The sequence below is a fragment of the Muribaculum intestinale genome (genome assembly GCF_002201515.1).
In the GTDB taxonomy this organism is placed as follows: Bacteria; Bacteroidota; Bacteroidia; order Bacteroidales; family Muribaculaceae; genus Muribaculum; species Muribaculum intestinale.
Genome location: NZ_CP021421.1, coordinates 1,818,833 through 1,840,230 on the forward strand (window position 1 = coordinate 1,818,833; position 21,398 = coordinate 1,840,230).

Annotated in this window: 16 protein-coding genes; 10 read left to right on the forward strand and 6 right to left on the reverse strand. The window is 52.1% G+C overall.

Going from position 1 to position 21,398, the window contains the following annotated elements; genetic code table 11:
• Positions 1-42: 42 nt before the first annotated feature.
• The 4 genes from ADH68_RS07395 to ADH68_RS07410 all read right to left on the reverse strand — a co-directional run bounded on the left by ADH68_RS07395 (position 43) and on the right by ADH68_RS07410 (position 7,434).
• Complete coding sequence (locus tag ADH68_RS07395; RefSeq protein ID WP_068961355.1) at positions 43-5,787, reverse strand: alpha-2-macroglobulin family protein; 5,745 nt, start codon at positions 5,785-5,787, stop codon at positions 43-45.
• 132 nt (positions 5,788-5,919) lie between these two features.
• The gene (locus tag ADH68_RS07400; RefSeq protein WP_068961354.1) at positions 5,920-6,408 is read right to left on the reverse strand and encodes a Spy/CpxP family protein refolding chaperone; all 489 of its coding nucleotides are present in this window, start codon (positions 6,406-6,408) and stop codon (positions 5,920-5,922) included.
• Positions 6,409-6,416: 8 nt separating this feature from the next.
• Positions 6,417-6,824, reverse strand: coding sequence for a hypothetical protein (locus ADH68_RS07405; protein WP_068961353.1), 408 nt, complete (start codon positions 6,822-6,824; stop codon positions 6,417-6,419).
• A gap of 49 nt (positions 6,825-6,873) precedes the next feature.
• Positions 6,874-7,434, reverse strand: coding sequence for an RNA polymerase sigma factor (locus ADH68_RS07410; RefSeq protein ID WP_232321377.1), 561 nt, complete (start codon positions 7,432-7,434; stop codon positions 6,874-6,876).
• 118 nt (positions 7,435-7,552) lie between these two features.
• Between ADH68_RS07410 and zupT the strand changes: the two genes are divergently transcribed.
• The 4 genes from zupT to ADH68_RS07430 all read left to right on the forward strand — a co-directional run bounded on the left by zupT (position 7,553) and on the right by ADH68_RS07430 (position 12,602).
• Entirely contained in the window at positions 7,553-8,353 is an 801-nt protein-coding gene (gene zupT / locus ADH68_RS07415) for a zinc transporter ZupT (protein ID WP_317044359.1), read from the forward strand.
• Positions 8,354-8,618: 265 nt separating this feature from the next.
• Positions 8,619-9,209, forward strand: a complete 591-nt coding sequence (locus ADH68_RS07420) for a hypothetical protein (RefSeq protein WP_153061640.1) — start codon at positions 8,619-8,621, stop codon at positions 9,207-9,209.
• Positions 9,210-9,285: 76 nt separating this feature from the next.
• Positions 9,286-11,661, forward strand: a complete 2,376-nt coding sequence (locus ADH68_RS07425; RefSeq protein WP_084274092.1) for a TonB-dependent receptor — start codon at positions 9,286-9,288, stop codon at positions 11,659-11,661.
• Between the two features lie 14 nt (positions 11,662-11,675).
• On the forward strand, positions 11,676-12,602 hold the full coding sequence (locus ADH68_RS07430) for a hypothetical protein (protein ID WP_068961350.1): 927 nt from the start codon (positions 11,676-11,678) through the stop codon (positions 12,600-12,602).
• 109 nt (positions 12,603-12,711) lie between these two features.
• Here the strand turns inward: ADH68_RS07430 and ADH68_RS07435 are convergent, their stop codons facing one another.
• Positions 12,712-13,932 (reverse strand): MFS transporter, encoded by a 1,221-nt coding sequence (locus ADH68_RS07435; protein WP_068961349.1) that lies wholly within the window; start codon positions 13,930-13,932, stop codon positions 12,712-12,714.
• A 329-nt stretch (positions 13,933-14,261) separates the two neighbouring features.
• On the opposite strand from ADH68_RS07435, the gene ADH68_RS07440 reads away from it, so the two are divergent.
• The 4 genes from ADH68_RS07440 to recG all read left to right on the forward strand — a co-directional run bounded on the left by ADH68_RS07440 (position 14,262) and on the right by recG (position 18,842).
• On the forward strand, positions 14,262-14,498 hold the full coding sequence (locus ADH68_RS07440) for an acyl carrier protein (RefSeq protein ID WP_068961348.1): 237 nt from the start codon (positions 14,262-14,264) through the stop codon (positions 14,496-14,498).
• Between the two features lie 48 nt (positions 14,499-14,546).
• Positions 14,547-15,812 (forward strand): beta-ketoacyl-ACP synthase II, encoded by a 1,266-nt coding sequence (gene fabF, locus ADH68_RS07445; RefSeq protein WP_068961347.1) that lies wholly within the window; start codon positions 14,547-14,549, stop codon positions 15,810-15,812.
• A gap of 182 nt (positions 15,813-15,994) precedes the next feature.
• Positions 15,995-16,696 carry an IspD/TarI family cytidylyltransferase gene (locus tag ADH68_RS07450; protein WP_068961346.1) on the forward strand — a complete coding sequence of 234 codons (702 nt, stop codon included), beginning with the start codon at positions 15,995-15,997 and terminating at the stop codon, positions 16,694-16,696.
• 55 nt (positions 16,697-16,751) lie between these two features.
• Positions 16,752-18,842 (forward strand): ATP-dependent DNA helicase RecG, encoded by a 2,091-nt coding sequence (recG, locus tag ADH68_RS07455; protein ID WP_068961345.1) that lies wholly within the window; start codon positions 16,752-16,754, stop codon positions 18,840-18,842.
• An 86-nt stretch (positions 18,843-18,928) separates the two neighbouring features.
• On the opposite strand, the gene ADH68_RS07460 is transcribed toward recG, so the two are convergent.
• The gene (locus ADH68_RS07460; RefSeq protein ID WP_068961344.1) at positions 18,929-19,702 is read right to left on the reverse strand and encodes an IS5 family transposase; all 774 of its coding nucleotides are present in this window, start codon (positions 19,700-19,702) and stop codon (positions 18,929-18,931) included.
• Between the two features lie 261 nt (positions 19,703-19,963).
• Here ADH68_RS07460 and ndk point away from each other — a divergent pair, with 261 nt between their 5' ends.
• Positions 19,964-20,428 (forward strand): nucleoside-diphosphate kinase, encoded by a 465-nt coding sequence (gene ndk, locus ADH68_RS07465; protein ID WP_068961343.1) that lies wholly within the window; start codon positions 19,964-19,966, stop codon positions 20,426-20,428.
• A 22-nt stretch (positions 20,429-20,450) separates the two neighbouring features.
• Entirely contained in the window at positions 20,451-21,389 is a 939-nt protein-coding gene (locus tag ADH68_RS14220) for a peptidoglycan DD-metalloendopeptidase family protein (RefSeq protein ID WP_084274091.1), read from the forward strand.
• Positions 21,390-21,398 lie beyond the last annotated feature (9 nt).

Below are 21,398 nucleotides of genomic sequence, written 5' to 3' on the forward strand. Positions count from 1 at the left end.
TTTAACGGCGCAGCCTCGGATTATTATTAATATTGGTTTATATTAGGGATTGATGCGGAGGAGAGTTCCGGAGGAGTGGGCGGTAATGGCTGGAGCGTACTGGCTCTGTATTGTAGCGAAGCCTGAGGCGAAAGTGCCGGCGTTGTTGACATTGAGCAGGTAGCTTAAGCGGTAGGTACCTTTGGGCATGTGGCTTATGAATATGTTGGTAGCGGCGTCGCGGTTCTCGCGGTAGAAGCAGAGCCCTTCGGCCCATATCGGAGCTGGCATTTGGTCAATAGGCTCAAGACAGGCGGCACGATTGTCGACTATAGCCACATAGTCGATGTCGCGTGCAGCGGTAATAATCAGATTGACCTGTACTACATCGCCGGTGCGTAACGAGTCGGCGTTGACCCATTTCTCTCCGTCGGGTGTAGCCACGCGTTTGTATATCGCTTTCTCAATCGAGAGGTCGGAGCACGATGCAGCTTTGACGTCGGCCATATCGCCTGTATACCGGCTTATGACGGCTCCCCACGATGGGCCGGGCTGAGACTTGCCGATAGAGAGAGTTTTTCCGGATGGCTTCAGGGCGGATATGTCGGTGCGTATCTCACCGAGCATACTCTCGATATTGTCGGGTGTCACGGTATTTTTGCCTATAGTGATGGTTACGGGCGATGCCGGGCGTGTCCATGTGGTGCCGGTGCGCAGTATCGATGCAATCGTCTGTGACGTTACTACCGAAGTACCCCAGTCGGTAGCTTCTTTCTGTATAATCAGCCACTGGCGTATGCGGTCTATGTCGGGCGATAAGGGGTCGACTGCGGCAAAAGCGTCAAGGATAATTGCTGTAGAGCCTATGCGTCCCATCGACCACCATGACTGCGAGTCGAGCGACGGCCACCACATGCCTCTTTCAGGAGATGTGACAGCAAACTCGCGTAGCGACGCCACGGCCAGACGTGCGGCATCTGTCTGTCCCTGTGCTTTGAATATCAGGGCGGCGATTGCCTTGGCACCGGCATTCATGTCACGCCACGATTTCAGAAGCGACGCCACAGTACGTGATGTAAGTGCCACGCATTCTCCCGGACGCTCTGTGTCGGGGTACATCGAGCGTATGTATACATATGTTTCGTCGGTGGAATCGCGATGCTTGCGTGCGTATTCGGCAACACTCTTGTCCATATAAGCGAGGCTTTTTGCAATTATCGCATCGAGATTTTTATCGGCCGGAAGCCATCCGAGCTGTTTGAGGCGACCGAATACGAGCAGTGCGTTTTCAGTAGCCCATAGAGATGACTGCCTGAAAAGGGGAGTCCATGCCAGACCTCCGTCGTCACATTGTAGTTTTTTTAGCAGAGCAATCGACGAAGCATAAGTGGCGCGTATTTCCTGCGGGTCGAATAGCAGGGCAAGGCGCTCCATGCGCTCGGTCTGTGAGCGTGCGTCCATTACCCACGGGGTGGCGTTGAGCAGCACAATCTTAAGATCTGAATTGCGCTCAAGCATTGATGTAAGCGTAGAGTCAGAGCGGTCGGAACGACTCCATTCGCGCAGCACCTCGGCGATTGCCGGCTGTTCGCGCAGTATACCTTCGGCCACGGCCGCAGAGAATATGGCGGCGGAGGCCGACAGAGCGTCGCGCGACTCAGATGAGCGGATGCCGGGCAGAGCCGTGGCCACATACCAGGCGGGATTCTCGCAGAACTGTAGGGTCACGCGTGCGTCCTTGCCCATCTTCGGGAGTTTTACGGCATAGCTGAGTGTATCGGCCGGAATATAGAACGGTGTCGACTCGACTACCGGCTGCGAGGCTGCAAGCACAGGCAGTATTGTCTGCTCACCGTCGGCATAGCGTCCTGTGGATGCCTTCACACGGTATCCGAGCATAATGGCGTCGGCAGGTGCATCGACAGTAGTGGATATGGTAGACGAGCCTCTTGGAGCTACATCGGTGGTGTAATCGCCGGAGTGGAGCACTGTGCCGGATGCCGGATCAAATATCTCGACATGCACAACCACGGTGGCCGTGCTGTCGGCATTGTTCATCACAGTAGCGCGCACTTCGGCTTTGTCGCCGTTGCGCAGGAACCTTGGCAGATTGGGCTGTACCATTATCGGGCGCGAGGCAATTATCTCGCGCGTGGTGCTTCCGGCAATCATGTCGGTATTGTATGCGATGGCCTTGAGCGCCCAGGTGGCATTGGCGTCGGGTGCGGTAAATTCCACTTGCAGTGAACCGTCGGCACCGGTGGTGAGCATGGGAGCGAACAAGGCGAGCGGAGTCTCTGCGTCTCGGTAAGCAAACTCTTCGTTGTCATTACGTGGGGCGCCTGCATTTTCTATATCGGCACCATCCTTGTCTGCTGCCATCTCTTCGGAGTGTAGCATTACTGCACCTCCGGTGTCAGAGGCGCTGAAATTTGCCTCACGCTCTACATGGTCTTCAGATGTACCCTTGGCTGCTGACAGTGCCATTGTAGGCATTACCTCTTCAAGGACTTCGTCGGTACAGGATACCGAGTTGACGGTCCGTGCGCCATACATCGCTTTTCTGAGCATCCTCACTGAGCCGTAACCTACGAGTGGACGTCCCCATGTGATGTAGTCAAGCGACGGCATCGACGGGCAGGTGAACTGTTTTATAGGTACTGTGCGCGAGTTGTCATACCATCCGAGGCCATTGTTGATGTTGAGCGAGGCTATCGGATAGGGTGAGCGCTGAGGATAGAATGCAAAGCGCTGAGGAGTGATGGCATCAAGCGCATTGTTGTAGATATCGAGCATGAGGGCAGCTTGTCCAGATGCAGAGTTCTTGTCTCCGGTGACGCGGAATGTCCATCGTTCGGTTTCGCCCGGTGCTATACGGTCGCGGAAACTCTCGACAGCTATATCGAGCGCTTTAACTACATTATCGCGTGTATAGTCGACCTGTAGATTTTCGTATCGGTAGCCGAGCGCACAGGCCATGCTGAGTGTTGCTGTCGGGCAGTCGGCGGGTAGATTGCGGGTGAAGCGGTGCATTCCCGGGCCGACGTTGAGCCATCCTTTGTCGATGATGCGTTCACCCGATGACAGCACGTATACAATCCATGTCTCGGGAGCGGTGGTTGCATACAGCTGGTCGATACCGGCTCCGACGGGTACCGTAGCAGTCGACGAGGGTATCCACAGCAGAGCGTCGGGGTCAGGTGATGCACTGTCGGTAGGACGATATATCACGACATCATTGATTGTCACGTCATCGGCCAGTGTGGTGTCGGCGGTTGCCACTTTCAGAGTGTATACTCCACTTTTTATTACAGATAGGTCGATTACCGGGCTTGCCGACTCGAATTTGCCGCCGGCGGCCACTGTCGAATCCTTGCGCAGGAACTTATAAGAGATGGTCGCGTTGTGCTTCACCCCGTTGACTGTGGTAAGCTCGAGGTTGAGCTTCATGGGCTTGGCTGCATCCACATTGTTGTCGGGGAGAGTAGCGCGGAGTATAAGCTGCTTGCCAAGAGAGAATGCTGTGGCGGCAGTGCGGTTTTCGCCGGATGCGGAGGTCACGGTGATATCGGCTGTGAATATACCTTTGTCGACAGGCGAGCCGGCCAGCAGCGCGTCGGTACATATGATTGAGAAGCGCCCTACGGCATCAGTAGTGTCGGCGAGTGAGGCAAACGATACGGGGGTGTTCCACCACGCACGGCCTCCTGCAGAGAGGTTGACTGCAACCGATGCATCTGCCACCGGGAATCCGGAGTATGTGACAGCACGTCCTTTTATCGTCACATCGCCTCGGACAGGGATATCACGTTCGACATCGGTCACTTCCACGAAATATGTCGGCAACTTATAATCGGCAACTTTGAAATAGATGTTGCTCCATCGCAGATTCTTGTTCAGCTCCTTGTCGGTAAGGGTAAAGCGTATGGCGAAGTCGCCGGTAAGCCCGTCCATGGGGATTGCAAAGCGGCCGGATACACGTCCGAACGGATCGGTGGTCACTACAGCGGTGTCGACCGGCTGCATGTTGGCGTCATACATTACCGCGCGCAGTTCCTTTCCGGCAAGCGGGGCGCACGACTGGTGCAGCCACGATTGAGCCACAGCCGCCCACTCTACGGTGTCGCCCGGATGATAGAGTGCGAGCGAGGTAAAAGGCTGTACGGAGTAGGCGCGCGATGGCTCACGGTAATAGTTGTTCATACCGACTGACTCGGCAAACCTGTCGTCGCCTTTGCGTGCAAAGACAATTCGGGCCTTCGGATTCATTCGGGCCATGCCGTCGGCGTCGGTAGTACGTGTGTCAACAAGGGTGAAGGTACGGCGGTTCTCATATCCTTGCAGGGTGACGCCCTCAACCGGGCGCCCTGTGGAGGGATTTACTACAAAAGGCCACGCCTCATCTTTGAACGAAAGCGAGCCGAGTCGCAGACCGGAGCAGTGTACATAGGTATAGTTGCCAGTCTCGATGGTCTGGCCGGGGAACACTGCGGCTACTATATAGGTGCCTGGACGGTCAATAACCACCTTGCGCACTATTGACGAGCGGAAGGGCGCTACCGAGTCGACGGTGACACGGATACTCTTTGCCAGGCGCAGTTGAGCGATGTTTTTCTTTGTCACCTCGTAGCCCCAGCTCCATTCGCCCCATTTGTATGGCGCTTCATATACATTGACCGTAAAATCACGTGCGTTTCTTACGCTTAGATTGAGCTGCAGCGAGTCGCCAGGAGTCACGGTGGACGGGTACCGTACGGTGACAACCGGTTGCTTGAGGCGCTCGACATTGCGAGTGAGCCAGTTGCTGCGGAAATATCCGGGATGAGCGGCGGTCTGCTCTTTGCATGCGGCGATATATCGGTTGATTGTGGTAATCGGAGCTTCCTGGCCGCTGACCATGTCATAGGCTTTGATTAGTATCTCGGCGGCGTAGGGTGATGCCTTGTGGGAACTCCATAGCGAGTAGAGTGCGTCGAACATACGTGAGCGCACACTCTCCATATCTTCTCCACGGGAGAATAAATGTCTGTTGACAAACTCCAGTCGGCTGAGGTCGGCTGCAATCAGAGCACCGGGTGTGTGGCGGGCATGTCCGATCCATGTTGAGTATATGTCGAGAATGCGCTGTGCCATAGGTTTTGGCACGGTTATGCGCATCGTCAAGAAATCTCCCCAGGGGCATAGCAGACGCATGGGGAGCATGTCGGTCTCTCCCAGGTTGGGTAGCAAATCTGTAGCCTGCATTGCCACGAAGTCGAGCACTGTAGGGTACATTCCGGCTATACGGCTGTCGACAGATATCACTTTGGAGTATCGGGCCGCAGGAGTGGCTGCAAGAGCGTCAGGTCGGGCGACGGCGCTGTCGATGAGGGCCGTTATGGTGTCGCGCCACTGGGTGCCATTCCAGAGCTTGTAGTCGGTCGACGGCTCGGCCGGCTGTTCGCGCCGATCGTAGGTCCAACGGTCATGCCGGTATAATGAATAGTATATTTTTGCTGTGAGTAGGTCGACAAGAGCTTTGTCGGATGGTGACGACAGCAATTTCTCCGCTTTGCGGCAGTTGCCGAGCACTACCGATGCGCTGTCGGCGTCGATGTCGGTAAGGGATACCGACAGGTTCATAAGTGCTCGTAGAGCCAGAGGCCCGTTGTCGGTGGCAAGAGCCTTGTCGAACATTTCCTTGGCATTGGCCGATACTTTGGCGGGAAATGCGAAGTCGGGTTTTGCATACGGATCGGATGGCTTCGCGGCCAAAGCAGCGAAAACGGAGGCCATTACGGTCAGGAGTATTGATATACGGCGTAGCATATATAAGAATATTGATTTGATGTCAGATAGTAGAACAAGCGGCATGTGCTTAAGGGTTCATTGTTCAGTCATCCCCCTGGCACCTGCCGCTTGCTGTGTCGATATGTATGTAGTCGGTATGGCTATACAGTGTCAGTCATTGCTGTGTTTCTGTTTCATCCGCGAATGCTGCTTCATCACTTCGCGAGTAAAGCGGCGCTCTGACTGTGTAAGCCGGTATATCTGTGCTGGGGTGAGTATTCCTTTGAATTTCGCATAATACTCTTTGGCAATCTGCACCTCTTTGGCACGGGTCTCGATTACGGCTTCTGTGGCTTTTTCGTATTCGAGGTCGTTGACCTGTGTCTTGCTGTGGTTTATTTTATGTTCGAGCTGCCGCGAGTCGCGCTGAGCCTTCATGATGCTCTCGCTCATGGCGTCGTAGAGCGGGAAAAACTTTTCCTGCTGTTCCTGCGACAGCCCGAGGTCTTTTATCAGAAAGTCATGTTTGTATACGCGCATCTGCTTGAACCATTCCTGACGGTTCATGCGGCTGTCGGCTTTGTCCTGAGCTGATATGCTTGTCGTAGATGCCGTTGCTACAAGCAGTAGCAGGATGGATATGAGTCGTGAAATATACATATATATACTTAATTGTATTGGTCGTCGATATGGAACGATGCCGGAGTGTATCCGTCTTCGTAGAGTTCTTCGAGGAGGTCGTACTGGTCGATGTCGGTATCGTAGTACTGGTATACCTGGTCGGAAGCGAGTACTCTGGCAATGGTGGGGTTGTCGGCCATCCGCTTGTAGGATGTAGTTCCGGCGATGTCTCCGAACATCCACATCATCAGCCAGATGCCTCCGAACATAGCCGCCATGTAGGCATACGGGCGTATTTTCATCCACAGTGTGCGCTTTTGCGGGGATTTTTCGGCATGTTTCGCCGGCAGACGATCCATCATCGATGCCGCGAAGGTGTCGAAATATCCTTCCGGCACGGTCATGCCGTCGGTGCGCGGCAGGCGGTCTAATATGTCGTTACGTTCGCGATTCATAATCCACGGATTTTATTCTGAAGGTTTGACAGATTTGGTCGATGGTGGTTTAATCGCCATCGGCAAAATATTGCTCGATTTTTTTTGCGGCGTGGTGGTATGATGCTTTAAGGGCGCCTACCGATGTGCCGAGAATTTCCGACATCTGCTCGTATTTCATCTCGTCGAAGTAGCGCATGTTGAATACGAGGCGTTGCTTCTCGGGCAGAGATGCTATGGCTTTGCGCAGACGCAGAGCCAGCTCGTCGCCGTCGATATTTGTGTCGGCCTCGATGAGGTTGACCAGATGCGACTCCTCGTCGTCAAGCGATATGTGCAGGCGTTTACGCTCCCTGGCAAGAAACGTAATGCTCTCGTTGATTGCTATTTTATGAAGCCAAGTCGAGAGCTTGGCATCGCCTCGGAAGTTCTCGATATTGTCCCAGGCTTTCAGGAAAGTATTTTGGAGCAGGTCGTTGGCGTCCTCATGGTTTTCGACCATGCGTCGTATCTGCCAGTACAGGGGCTGCTGGTAGAGGGCAATCACCTCGCCGAATGCGGCACGGCATTGTGCCGGGTCGCGCAATCGGGCTATAAGGGTAGGGTCGTCCATTCGGGTATCGTCAGCCATAAGTATAATTTTCTGCGAAAATACGTATTCTTTTCGTAAATTGCGGATGCAAAATTGTTAAAGTGTTAAAAAACGGAATCCCGTTCCGGGTGTTAATATATTTATAATTGAATAAGCGATGATGACTTTCGACAATATATTTATTGCGCTGCTGCTTACGCTTATTGCAGGCATGGCTACGGCTATAGGCGCTCTTATGGCATTCTTTACAAAGAAAGGCAACAACCATCATCTGTCCGGTGCTCTGGGATTGTCGGCGGGTGTTATGGTCTATGTGTCGTTTATGGAACTTGTGCCCGATGCGGTCGAGAGCATGGAGGGTATAGTGGCCGACCCCAAGCTGGCTATGCTGTATGTGCTGTTGAGTTTCTTCGGAGGCATGGCTCTTATAGCTCTTATCGACTGGCTTGTGCCGGAGGATGAGAATCCTCATGAGGTACACCACTCCCCGGGTACCCCACTCGATGGAAGCCGACTGAAGCGTACGGGCATGATGCTCGCTCTGACTATCGGGATACACAATTTTCCCGAAGGTGTGGCTACATTCGTGTCCGGACTCGAGGGTGCCGACATTGCTCTGCCTATCGTAGTCGCTGTGGCTATCCACAATATCCCCGAGGGTATAGCTGTGAGTGTGCCGATACTTCAGGCCACAGGCAACCGTCGCAAGGCCTTCTGGTATAGCGCGTTGTCGGGACTCGCCGAGCCGGTCGGCGCACTGTTCGCATTGCTTTTCCTTATGCCTATATGGACTCCTGCAGTCAATTCGGTATGCCTTGCGGCTGTGGCCGGCATCATGGTGTATATAGCTTTTGACGAGCTGCTTCCCAACTCCGAGGCCTACGGCCACCACCACTGGGCCATAGGCGGAGTTATAGCCGGCATGGCGATAATGGCTTTCGGGCTGCTACTGTTCTGACATGGGCTACCCAACGGACATCTATGGCGATGTGGGTAGGTGAGTGATAGGTAGAGTTTGTTTAGAAGTTCTCGCGTCGGTTGGGCCGTGTTTTGGGGATTGTGATTTCAAATTTTCATATTCGAGTTAAATTTATTAAAGATTATTTGGAAAATATTTGGATATGGCAAATTTATATATTATATTTGTGAAAGTTAATAACCAATACATTTCCTGCCATGAAATGCAGTATTCCTTTCCTCATTCATATTAAATAATAAGATATATGAGAATTGTTAAGTTGTCATTGCTGATAGCAATATGTTTGTTATGTATGACGGCATGTCGGTTTCATGTGCTTGATGGCCCTGTTATCCCTTGGAAAATTGAAAATAGATCAGAGATTAGGATAACTATGATAACCGGTTATGGAGGTGAAGATTACTTTGTTCCATCTGACTTTGTATCGCAAGCAATAATTACCATGCCTCCTATGACCCGTCATCAAGCGTATAGAAACAATGCGCATGACCTAGATACAGAACTGAAGTTGCATAGCAATATTGAGTTTCATTTCTTGTTGGAAGATAGATCGGAGATCAATTCGATTGACATTTCAACTGTAAAGAAATCTATGGCGTATTTTAGGTTAAATAAGCAGTGGATGAATGACCATAACTGGACAATAATTTTTCCGGATGACTGTACTGTGAATCCTGACTTGTGGAAGATTTGCGATCTTGATGCGTTTGTGGAGAAGTACGGGCCGCTCAAAGCTAAGGGCTGGGATGAAGTGTGGCAGAAGTGGGAGGAAAACAAGCGCACCGGCGAGGTTGAGACGGAGATGGCTGAATTTCCTCCGCTTTATTGCGAATAGCGGACACAACATATGGCGTGTGGTATCACAATAAATGGGGATTGCCGGAGCGCACCGCTGTGTGTAACTTTGCGGCATGAAGAGTTGGAAATCCATGTCGCGGGGCTTCGGGGCTGCCGCGCTGATTTGTGTGGCGGCACGCTCCGCCACAGTTATGGGCGCCGGAGTGCCCTCGGCCCATCCTGTAGCCTCGGCAGAACCGTTGGCCTCGTCGGCCGAGTGGGCCGACAGCACTGTGACTCTCGGCGAGGTCGGGGTGACAGCAATCAAGTCGACTACCGGGCTCAACCGTCTGCCGCTGGTGGCCACGGTAGTGGGCGAACGTGAGGTGGAACGTCTCAATATCACTACTATCAAGGATATGAGCGAGGTGGCCCCAAACTTCTATATCCCCGACTATGGGTCGAGGATGACCTCATCGGTATATATACGAGGCATCGGGGCGCGCATCGACCAGCCTGTGGTAGGGCTCAATGTCGACAATGTGCCGTATCTCAACAAGGACAATTTTGATTTCGACCTAAGCGATGTGGAGCGTATCGAGCTGCTGCGAGGCCCTCAGTCGACGCTCTACGGACGCAATACCATGGGTGGCCTGATTAATATCTACACGCTGTCGCCACTGAAGGTGCAGGGGCTTCGGACTGTGCTGGAGTATGGGAGCCGCAACAGCCTGCGTGCAGGGGTGTCGTACTACGGGCGCATCAATTCCGGTCTTGGCATGGCAGTGAGCGGCAACTACAGCCATACCGACGGATTTTACCGCAATCAGTACAACGGTCAGAAATGCGACGGTGAGAACCAGGGCTCGCTGAGGTGGAAGACCGTGTGGCACCTGTCGCCCGAACTGAGGGTAGAGAATACGGCTTCGTTTCAGATATTGAGGCAGGGAGGATACCCCTATGCTTCCTATGCCATAGGCGAGACTACCGGTAAGATATTTGAGCAGGACGGGGTGGCTCCGTACCTGACGGGTAGCGTGAACTACAATGACACCTGTTTCTACCGGCGCACGGCGATTGCCGACGGCCTTACCGTGGAATGGCGTCCGGGTAGGGTGACGCTGTCGAGCATCACTTCTGTGCAGTATCTCGCCGACAATATGACCCTCGACCAGGACTTTCTGCCGCTCGACTTTTTCACGCTGACACAGCGCCGGCATGAGTGGGCCGTAACCCAGGATTTTGTAGCCAAGGGCACCGTCGGGAGCCACTACAGCTGGCTGGCCGGTCTGTTCGGATTTCACCGACACACCTCGATGTGGGCTCCGGTGACATTCAAGGCCGACGGCATCCGAGGGCTAATCACATCGAATATACCGCTACAGTCGGAGTGGCATGGCGACAGCTTTGTGCTCCACAGCGACTTCTCCAATCCGGTCGACGGTGGCGCCATATATCACCAGGGGTCGTGGCAGCAGGGGCGATGGACTTTCACGCTCGGGTTGCGTCTTGATGTGGAGCATACGGCACTCACCTACAACAGCCGCTGTGCCACCGGCGTGACTGTCAATGTGCCGATGGGGCCGCTGGGGACACGTCCGGTGAGCCGCGATGTATCTATCGATGACCACGGCCATCTGTCGAAGACCTACGTAGAGTTTCTTCCGAAGATTGCCGCCACATATTCGTTTGGTTCCCGCGGCGAGAGCAATGTATATGCCTCAATATCGCGCGGATATAAATCGGGCGGATACAATACGCAGATGTTCAGCGACATACTCAAGGACCGTCTCTACGGAGAGATTATCCCTGCGCAGATGCAGGAGATGCTCGGCATGACGGCCGAGAGCTACACGGTGGAGGAGGTGGCTTCGTATCGCCCTGAGCAGAGCTGGAACTATGAGGCGGGAGCCCATCTGTCGCTTCTCGGCGGAAACCTTACGGCCGAGGGGGCGCTCTTCTTCATACAGTGTCGCGACCAGCAGCTTACCGTCTTTCCGGAAGGGAGCGATACCGGCCGACGGATGACCAACGCCGGACGTACCCGCAGCTACGGCGGCGAGCTGTCGCTGCGCTGGCGCACACCTGTCGATGGGCTTAGCCTCAGCGGCTCGTACGGATATACCAATGCCTGCTTCCGCAGCTATCGCTCCGGCAACGAGGATTTCCGGGGGAAGCAGATACCGTATGCTCCTCGCAACACACTCTTTGTCGGCGCCGATTATCGTATCGGAACAGGCGGCAAGGTGTTAAATAATGTTATATTTGATGTAAACTGCCGAGGAATCGGGCGTATAATGTGGGATGACCAGAATGCTGTAGAACAGCCGTTTTATGCACTGTTGGGAGCGTCTGTCACATTTGAGGGACCGCGGTACTCGCTCTCGTTATGGGGGGAGAATCTTACTTGTACACAATATGACACGTTTTATTTCGTTTCTATAGGAAACTCCTTTGTACAGCGAGGAAAACCGTGCAGCCTCGGGGCTACATTGCGAATGAAATTCTGAAACCGAACATTATTATGAATTTGACAAAAACTCTATTTATCGGGGCTCTTGCCATAGTCGCTCTTTCATCATGCAACAGCAGTGAAGAACCAAGTTATGTGCAGACTATACCCCGAACAATGCTTGTGACCACGGTCAACAATTCGACCTCACAGATGCATACCACACTCACATCGGCCAATGTAGGGCTCGACCTGTATAACAACACTACGGCCACATTCTCTATTTCCAACGTGCGTATGCCCAACGACGTGATGAAGGGGATAGGTGCCGGTCCGATGAAATATACAGCCAACTCCATAAGCTACACATTTGTGCCGCAGGCCACCACTACCTTCACCGGTGTGAGCGATCCGTCGACATTCCAGTTCTATATGGGTGGCGTGAATCTTATAAATTCCCGCCTTGACATAGTCGAAGACGATGTGACCGTGCTCGGATACAGCCACAGCATGTATCTGTTTACTTCGGCTGCAATAACCGGTGGCACTACCCCCGTCACTACCGTGGATGCGAAGAAGAATGTGATACAGGTGCTCATCCAGAACGGAGATGCCGACAGCCAGTACAAGGCCACAATCTACTGGATGAACCCTGAGTTTGACAACAGCGTGAAGATTGACGAGAACACAACTCTCGGCATCGACAAACTGGTTCCTGCCATCGACCCCTCGGCAGGTACTCTCACCATCTCAGGAGGAGCTGATGCTCCTATTGTACCCAAGCGCGTGGAGTGGGGCTCGTCGACTCTTACAACCGAGATGACCGAGTACAAGATAAGTAATGTCGTGCTTACTGTAAATGATTTTGCTAATAACGTCGGACGCCTGTCCTTCGACTTCGAATATACACCGAAGGCTGCTGAAGGAGACGAGCAGGTGCCGGTGACTACCACATATCACTTCAGTGGAGTGCTTCGCGAGACTCCGGCCAATATGTAGCCGACTCACTGATGGGAATATATAAGCCGCGCCCGGCCTGGATTGCTTCCAGACCGGGCGCGATTATTAAATATGGTGTCTCTGACAGCGGGACGGCATGTCGGCAGTGTCAATCGTCCTCCTCGTCGTATATCTGGCGCTCAAGGAAGAAGCGTTTTGTAAACAGGAAGAACAGAGCCGTACCCGCTCCCTGCATTATAGCTGTAGACCAGAATGCGGCGCTGTAGCCCGCGTACTCTACCAGCATTCCGCCGGCAAGGATGCCTATGCCCATGCCGCAGTCCCACGCAGTGAGTATCGAGGAGTTGGCTGTGCCGCGTTGGTCGTGTCGCGCCACTTTCACAAACATGGTCAGCATGGCCGGATACATGTGTCCGTTGCCAAGGCCTATCAGGATGGCCGACAGAAAGTAGGCCCATGGTTGCTCGACAGCTGCAAATAGGATGTATCCGGCAAGCGATAATGTCACCCCTTCGGCGCAATTGGCTGTAAGTTTGCCCAGGCGGAGAGCTTTTGCCCCCTGCAGGCGTGATGCAAACAGTCCGAATGAAAGTAGCATGAAGAATATGCCGGTGCCATTGGTCATCTCCAGCTGCTCCTTGCCGTATATGGCCACGTAGTTGCTCATCACCCCCCAGCACATGCCGAACATGGCGATGTTGACGGCCATGAGCCATGCACGTGTGAGAAAGAATCTGTCAAGGCTCATCTTCGGCTTGTTGCGCATTACATGGCGATAGGGTAGCTTTATGCGTGACACGGAGTAAAATCCAATCAAGGCCAGCACAAAGGCTATCCAGAAGAGCATTTCGAAATTGTCGGTGGCGGAGTAAATGTAGATTCCGACAGTAGGGGCAAACGCCATGGCCAGATTGTTGCTGAGTCCGTAGTATCCTATCCCCTCGTTGCGTCTCTCCGAGGGGAGTACATCCATGGCAACGGTGCTGTTGGCCACGGTGACGGCTCCGAATGGCAGTCCGTGGAGGGTACGCACTATTGCGAACATCAGCATCGTGCCCGCGCCGATATATCCCCAAAAGAGTATAAAAAAGAAGAAGAAACATATCACCAGCACCTTCTTGCGGTTGAAAGTGTCGACGATGAATCCGCTGAACGGACGTATAAGGAGTGCAGCGATGACGTATCCCGACAGTACTATGCCGATGAGGTCTTTGTCGGCGTTGAACTGCGCGTCGAGGTATATGGGCAGCAGTGGCGTCAGCAGATAGAATGAGAAGAAAAGCAGGAAGTTTCCCGCCATGGCCCGCATGTAGTTGGCGTTCCATAGCTGGGTGTCCGCGTCGTTGTCAGTGCGTATGCCTGTGGTCATAGGTCTTTATATTAATTAATGTGTGAAGGTGGAGTTGTCGAAACGGCGTGCAAAGTTAATAAGCACATCTCTTTCTATCAATTTTTTTGTGTCACCCCTGAGACAATGGATGTCAGGATATATACTGTAACAAAATTGTAATTAACTAAGTATTAACAGAATGGCTTAAATAGTGTGAAAGAGGGGTAAAACTGACCAATTATTCCGACAAAATCAATGTTTTGCGCACAAATCGGCTGTTTGTGCATAAAAAAGTTTTAGTAATTCGATTAAAATTACTTACTTTGCACTGCAAAATCGCAAATCATTAATAATTAAAATTTATAACTATGTCTGAAATTGCATCTCGAGTAAAGGCTATCATCGCCGACAAGCTCAATGTTGATGAAACCGAAGTAACCGAAAACGCAGAGTTCACCAAGGACCTCGGCGCAGACAGCCTCGACACCGTAGAGCTCATCATGGAGTTTGAGAAGGAGTTTGGTATTTCTATTCCCGATGACAAGGCCGAAGGCATCACCACTGTAAAGGACGCTATCGACTTTATCGAAGAGGCTAAGAAGTAATTCAGCCTTCCGCTCCCAACAAAACAGACTCAAATCTAACCTCACTAAATGGAATTAAAGAGAGTTGTCGTAACAGGACTCGGAACCCTCAATCCGCTTGGCAATGACGTGGACACCACGTGGAAGAATGCCGTTGACGGAGTGAGTGGAGCCGGCCCTATTACACATTTTGACGCCTCTAAGTTCAAGACACAGTTTGCCTGCGAGGTTAAGGACTTCAATACCAACGATCACTTCGATCGTAAGAAAGCCCGTCAGCTCGACCTCTACGCACAGTATGCGATAGTAGCGGCCAAGCAGGCAATCGATGACGCGGCCCTCAACAGCGAGGGGCTCGACAAGAACCGCGTCGGTGTAATCGTGGCAGCCGGCATCGGCGGTCTGCATACCTTTGAAGAGGAAGCAGGCTACTTTGCCCTCCACGGTGAAGAGCAGGGGCCAAAATACAATCCTTTCTTCATCCCCAAGATGATTGCCGACATCGCGAGCGGCCATATCTCCATGGAGTATGGCTACCACGGTCCCAACTATGGCGTGGTATCGGCTTGCGCCACATCGACCAACGCAATCATCGACGCGTTCAACCTTATCCGTCTTGGAAAGGCTGACGCGATTGTCACCGGCGGTGCCGAGGCTGCCATCTATCCTGCCGGGGTAGGTGGTTTCAACTCGATGCACGCCCTTTCTACACGCAACGACAGCCCTGCTACCGCATCTCGTCCGTTCAGCGCATCGCGCGACGGATTCGTGATGGGCGAAGGCTCGGCAGTGCTCATTCTCGAAGAGCTTGAGCATGCAAAGGCTCGTGGCGCCAAGATTTACGCCGAAATAGTAGGCGGGGGAATGTCGGCCGACGCATACCACCTCACAGCTACCCATCCCGAAGGCCTGGGTGCAAAGCTCGTGATGGAGAATGCGCTCGAGGACGCAGAGATGAAGCCCGAGGATATTGACTATATCAACGTGCACGGCACGTCGACTCCCGTAGGCGACAAGTCGGAGGTGAAAGCAATCAAAGAGGTGTTTGGCGATCATGCCTACAAACTCAATATAAGCTCCACCAAGTCTATGACCGGCCACCTTCTCGGTGCAACCGGTGCGCTTGAGGCTCTGTTCTGCATCAAGGCGGTACAGGATGACATCGTTCCTCCTACCATTAACCATGCCGACGATGACCTCGACGAGGAGATTGATTATAATCTCAACTTTACTTTCAACAAGGCTCAGAAGCGCACAGTCAACGCTGCTCTGTCGAATACATTCGGCTTCGGCGGTCACAACGCTTCTCTGATTGTGAAGAAGTACGCTGAGTAATGCATGACGCGCGGCGCCACGGTGCCGCCTTTCATGACGATATAACTTACGCAGAGGCGAGGCCGCAGGCTTCGCCTCTGTTGCGTTGCGACTATGCCGATTTATGATGCGACATAGCAGGGCGATTGCTCTTGTCGCATAAGTTTTGTATATTTGCTCCATTCTCTAATTATGATAATGACATGTCATCATTGCCTTATACATTTAATATAATAGTGGCGGCCGGCAGTGGCTTGCGTTTCGGTGCCGACCTGCCCAAGCAGTTCTGTATGCTGGACGGTCGACCGGTGCTGTTCCATACGATAGAGGCATTCCGCAAGGCTTTGCCCGACGGTGAGATACTCCTTGTGCTGAGCGAAAGCCATGTGGACATGTGGCGCGATTTGTGCTACCGGTTTGACTTTGTGTCGCCGGATATAGTGTGTGGAGGTTCGAGTCGATGGGAGTCGGTAAGAAACGCGGTGATGACTTTACATGTAGAGAATCCGGAGAGCGTGATTACCGTACACGACGGCGCCCGCCCTCTTGTAAGCTCCTCGGTGATACATGATGCGGTGATGGCTGCCTGCATGCCTGGAGTCGATGGCGCGGTGCCGGCGATAGCGATTACCGACTCTGTGAGGATGCTTGATGATGACGGTTCGTCGATGCCTCTTGCCCGTCAACGGCTGCGTGCCGTACAGACTCCGCAGGCTTTTCCTGCCGGACTGCTGAAAGAAGCATATGGATTACCGTTCTCTCCGGATTTTACCGATGATGCTTCGGTGATGGCTGCGTACGGACATGAGAATATCATTCTTACCGAAGGCTCGGCCGAGAATATCAAGATTACGCATCGTGGTGATCTCGCTCTTGCGGAATTCATACTTGATGGTCGGCGTTGACAATCGGACAAACGGATTCTCCGAATAGAGGCTGACTCACCCTTACTATTTACGGATGGACAGACTGCGCAACAGCAATGTGATGTATCTCCGGGGCATTGGCCCTAAACGTGCCGAGTTGCTCGACAAGCAACTCGGCATACGCAGTTATCGTGATCTGTTGTACCATTTTCCTACGCGTTATCTCGACCGCTCATCGGTATATCGGGTTGCCGACTTCGAGGGCGATATGCCCATGGTGCAGGTCAGGGGGCGGTTTGTTACGATGACCGAGCAGGGCGAGGGCGCCAAGCGACGACTTGTCGGGCTCTTTTCCGACGGGTCGCAGATGATGGAGGTGGTGTGGTTTCGCCGTATAAAACAGATTAAGGAGGCATATCATGTCAATACTGAGTATATACTGTTCGGAAAACCGGAGTCGTTCAATGGCCGCTGGTCGATGGTGCATCCGGAGATTGACACGCCACAGTCTCTAACGGCGGCCCAGGGATTGCGGGGAGTATATCCGCTTACCGAGAAACTGTCGGCCCAGGGGATAGGCTCACGGCAGATATTCGGATGGGTGCAAGCGGTGTTGGCGGCTACTCCTTCAATACGGGAGACTTTACCTCAGCCACTTGTGGCGCGTCTCGGACTGCCTGATTTGCGCCAGGCTCTGCATGACATTCACAATCCTTCGTCGAACGAGCGGCTGCAGGCAGCACGTCTGAGACTGAAGTTTGAGGAATTGTTCTATCTGCAGCTCGACATTCTGCGCTACAGCCGTAGGCGCAGTGTGTCGGTTGGGGGATTCCGGTTCAGCAGGGTAGGTGATTATTTCAATCGTTTCTACTTCGAGCAGCTTCCATTTCCCCTTACGGGAGCACAGAAGCGAGTGATAAAAGAGATACGGAGCGATATGGGCAGCGGGCGGCAGATGAATCGTCTGCTCCAGGGCGACGTAGGGAGCGGGAAGACGCTTGTAGCGCTACTGACGATGCTTATTGCGCTTGACAATGGGTATCAGGCATGCCTCATGGCTCCGACCGAGATATTGGCGACGCAGCATTACGATACTGTAAGCCGCCTTGTGGCTCCCCTCGGGATAAATGTGCGCCTGCTTACCGGTTCGACCCGAAAAAAAGAGCGTGATATCACTCATGCCCAGCTTCTTGACGGCAGTCTGCATATTCTTATAGGTACGCATGCGGTGATTGAGGATAACGTGCAGTTTCGCAATCTGGGGTTTGTAGTTATCGACGAGCAGCACCGTTTCGGAGTGGCGCAGCGTGCGCGTCTGTGGAAAAAAAACAGTGTTCCGCCTCATGTCCTTGTGATGACAGCAACGCCTATTCCTCGTACGCTCGCCATGACGGTGTACGGCGACCTCAGTGTGTCGGTTATCGACGAACTGCCCCCCGGACGTAAACCGGTGACAACACTTCTGCGCTATGACGACAATAGGGAGCAGGTGTTCAGGTCGGTTGGCCGCGAGCTTGCGGCCGGACGTCAGGTGTATGTGGTGTATCCCCTTATACAGGAGAATGAAAAACTCGACCTGCAGTGTCTTGAAGAGGGGTATGACAGTATCTGCGAGACATTTCCGAACTATAAAGTGAGTTTTGTGCATGGCCGGATGAAACCTGCAACCAAGGATTATCAGATGCAGCAGTTTGCGTCGGGAGAGGCGCGCATCCTTGTGGCTACTACTGTTATCGAGGTAGGAGTCAATGTGCCTAATGCATCAGTAATGATTATAGAGAATGCCGAACGCTTCGGGCTTTCTCAGCTCCACCAGCTTAGAGGGCGCGTAGGGCGTGGTGCGGCCCAGAGCTTCTGTATCCTGATGTCGAAGCGTAAGATTGCAGCCGACACAAGAAGACGTCTTGAGGTAATGACCTCGACAACCGATGGATTTGTTATTGCCGAAGCAGATATGAAGATGCGCGGCCCCGGAGATATCGAGGGCACCATGCAGAGTGGTATTGCATTTGACCTTAAGATTGCCGACCTTGCCCGTGACGGGCAGATTGTAGAACTTGCCAGGCGCGAAGCGGAAGCGATGCTTGACGAGGATCCGTCGTTGTCGATGCCGGAGCATGTGGTTGCTGCGCGCGAGCTGTCGATACAGACATCGCGTGCGGTGGACTGGTCGCGAATAAGTTGATATGGCAGGCGGTGATTGTGAAATGTTTTTTAACTATTGTTTAAATTGGGGTAACACTTCCGTTGAAGTCTTGGTTTAGAGATTGTCTAAATTTTATTGATTAAAAATTTTATGGCAGCGAAATCAATTATTTCTTCCGCTGATTCATTCAGTATCTCATAGTTCCGGGCGAGTCTGCGGCAAGAGTCAAGCCATGCGAAAGTCCTCTCAACCACCCATCTGAGCGGCTTTGGCAGGAATCCCTTAACTCCATTGGGGGTATTGGATACCTCAAGCTCGATGCCGAAGTCTTTTTCAATGTCTTTGTCCACGTCTCCCCGATACCCTCGGTCGGACAATACCTTGCGCAGGTCTTCCCATACATCATCCGCCAGTCCGCATAGATCATGAGCCATTTTTGAATCGTGAATACCAGCGTTACAGACTTTCCTCGCAAGGATGAAGCCATTGCGGTCGGTGATGATATTCCTTTTGACACCCTTGACTTTTTTGTTGCCGTCATATCCGTTATCTCCCTGTCTGCTACCCCATCTGACACTTTGGGCATCCATCGCGCCAACACTCGGACTTGATGCCTGGCCGCGTTTGCGACGTATCTTTCTGACGAGTTTCTCAAGGAAATGCTCGACACGACCCTCTTGTCTCCATTTATGGTAGTAATAATAGACACTTTTCCACGCGGGATAGTCGTGAGGCAACCTTCGCCATTGACAACCGCTGGCCAATAGGTAGAGGATAGCTTCAAAAACTGATTGTAGTGAATATTTTCTCTTGCGTCTATCATTTTCAAGGAATTCTTTGTTTATATAAGACCACTGACCCTCGGTCAGATGTGTCTGATAGAGATTGATTTCGTGCATAATATTAGCCTTTTCTCTTTCAACACTCTGATTGAGGGTTTGTTATGCCTAATAACATTATTTCGCACTAATTTTTAGACAATCTCTTAAAACATGCTGTAAAACATATTTTTATAAGTCGTTGGTCTGTTGGGCTTTGCGGTGTGTTTTTGGATGTGATTGTGCTTTTTCACACTTTTTAGCCTGTCATTTTATCACTAAACGGGGAGAAAGTGTTATATTTGGGAAACGGACAATAGAAATGTTAAAAAACTAACACTCATGGAGCAGACCTTAGTAATACTGAAACCTGCGGCAGTTCACCGCCATATAATGGGCGAAGTTATATCTCGCTTTGAAAAGAAGGGTCTATACATCACCGGAATGAAGATGATGCAGCTTGACGAGACTATCTTGCGTGAGCATTATGCCCACTTGGTAGACCGTCCTTTCTTTCCATGGATACTGGAATCAATGATGGCGGCTCCGGTAGTCGTGATGTGTGTGGAAGGCAAGGATGCCGTTGAGGTGGTGCGACTGATGGTCGGAGCTACCAACGGACGTAAGGCTCTACCCGGAACTATCCGTGGCGATTTCTCCATGAGCGGTCAGGAAAATATAGTTCATGCTTCCGACAGTATCGAGAACGCGCAGATTGAACTGGCGCGATTCTTCAAAAAAGAAGAAATACTCTCTTACGTGCCGTCGGATCTGAGATTCTATTATGCTCCGGACGAATCGATGTAACGACAAAAACGAATAAAATAAAATGCAGTTCAATATAGTAAAAATCTCAGCCTCATTACTTTTAGGATTAGCAGCAATATTTCCGGCTACGGCGCAGGACTTGCGTCGCCCGGCCCAGCATAACGCCAACCACGAGGATCTCCTTGCAATGCAGAAGACAATATCTTCTGAAATAAAACTTCAGGAGACTCTCGATTATATGGATGGCATTTTCAAGGAGGAAGAAGCTCCGGAAAACGACCTTTATGAGACCTACAAGAACGACCGTACGGTCAATCCGTTCCGCAACAGCGAAGTGCCGGAAACCGCCACTATCGATGTCAGCGAGTTCTGTATGCCTACTATGGGATATGTTACGTCGCCATATGGCTATCGTCCGCGTTTCCGCCGCATGCATAAGGGGATTGACCTTAAGGTGCAGATTGGTGATACAATTCGTGCCGCGTTCTCCGGCTATGTACGTCTTACAAACTTCGAACGTCGTGGTTATGGCAACTATGTGATTCTGAGTCATAATGACGGATTTGAAACGATATATGGTCACCTGTCGAAATTCCTTGTGAAATCCGGACAGTATGTAAAGGCCGGAACTCCTATTGCGCTTGGCGGCAATACCGGACGTTCGACCGGTCCGCATTTGCACTTTGAAACGCGCTTTATGGGATATGCAATCAATCCCGCGGCTATATTCGACTTTGAGAACAAGACCACGCATACCGATACTTATACGTTCAATAAGTCGACTTTCAAGAATGCCCGCGACTATTCACCGAAGAGTCGCTCTACGAAATCGCTTGCCTCCGGCAAGAGCACAAAGTCGAAAGGCGGAACTTATACTGTGAGAAAGGGTGACAATCTCGGCAAAATAGCACGTGCTCACGGGACTACAGTAGCCGCTATTAAGAGAGCCAACGGGCTCAAAAGCGATAATCTGTCGATAGGACAGCGCTTGAAGCTCTAATATTCAGGA

Excerpts from the sequence above, each read along its gene's own strand:
- fabF (WP_068961347.1), top strand. The coding sequence starts at position 14,547 with ATGGAATTAAAGAGAGTTGTCGTAACAGGACTCGGAACCCTCAATCCG.
- recG (WP_068961345.1), top strand. The coding sequence starts at position 16,752 with ATGGACAGACTGCGCAACAGCAATGTGATGTATCTCCGGGGCATTGGC.
- ADH68_RS07430 (WP_068961350.1), top strand. The coding sequence starts at position 11,676 with ATGAATTTGACAAAAACTCTATTTATCGGGGCTCTTGCCATAGTCGCT.
- ADH68_RS07410 (WP_232321377.1), bottom strand. The coding sequence starts at position 7,434 with ATGGCTGACGATACCCGAATGGACGACCCTACCCTTATAGCCCGATTG.
- ADH68_RS07395 (WP_068961355.1), bottom strand. The coding sequence starts at position 5,787 with ATGCTACGCCGTATATCAATACTCCTGACCGTAATGGCCTCCGTTTTC.
- ADH68_RS07435 (WP_068961349.1), bottom strand. The coding sequence starts at position 13,932 with ATGACCACAGGCATACGCACTGACAACGACGCGGACACCCAGCTATGG.
- ADH68_RS07460 (WP_068961344.1), bottom strand. The coding sequence starts at position 19,702 with ATGCACGAAATCAATCTCTATCAGACACATCTGACCGAGGGTCAGTGG.
- ADH68_RS07400 (WP_068961354.1), bottom strand. The coding sequence starts at position 6,408 with ATGTATATTTCACGACTCATATCCATCCTGCTACTGCTTGTAGCAACG.
- zupT (WP_317044359.1), top strand. The coding sequence starts at position 7,553 with ATGATGACTTTCGACAATATATTTATTGCGCTGCTGCTTACGCTTATT.
- ndk (WP_068961343.1), top strand. The coding sequence starts at position 19,964 with ATGGAGCAGACCTTAGTAATACTGAAACCTGCGGCAGTTCACCGCCAT.
- ADH68_RS07420 (WP_153061640.1), top strand. The coding sequence starts at position 8,619 with ATGAGAATTGTTAAGTTGTCATTGCTGATAGCAATATGTTTGTTATGT.
- ADH68_RS14220 (WP_084274091.1), top strand. The coding sequence starts at position 20,451 with ATGCAGTTCAATATAGTAAAAATCTCAGCCTCATTACTTTTAGGATTA.
- ADH68_RS07405 (WP_068961353.1), bottom strand. The coding sequence starts at position 6,824 with ATGAATCGCGAACGTAACGACATATTAGACCGCCTGCCGCGCACCGAC.
- ADH68_RS07450 (WP_068961346.1), top strand. The coding sequence starts at position 15,995 with ATGTCATCATTGCCTTATACATTTAATATAATAGTGGCGGCCGGCAGT.
- ADH68_RS07425 (WP_084274092.1), top strand. The coding sequence starts at position 9,286 with ATGAAGAGTTGGAAATCCATGTCGCGGGGCTTCGGGGCTGCCGCGCTG.
- ADH68_RS07440 (WP_068961348.1), top strand. The coding sequence starts at position 14,262 with ATGTCTGAAATTGCATCTCGAGTAAAGGCTATCATCGCCGACAAGCTC.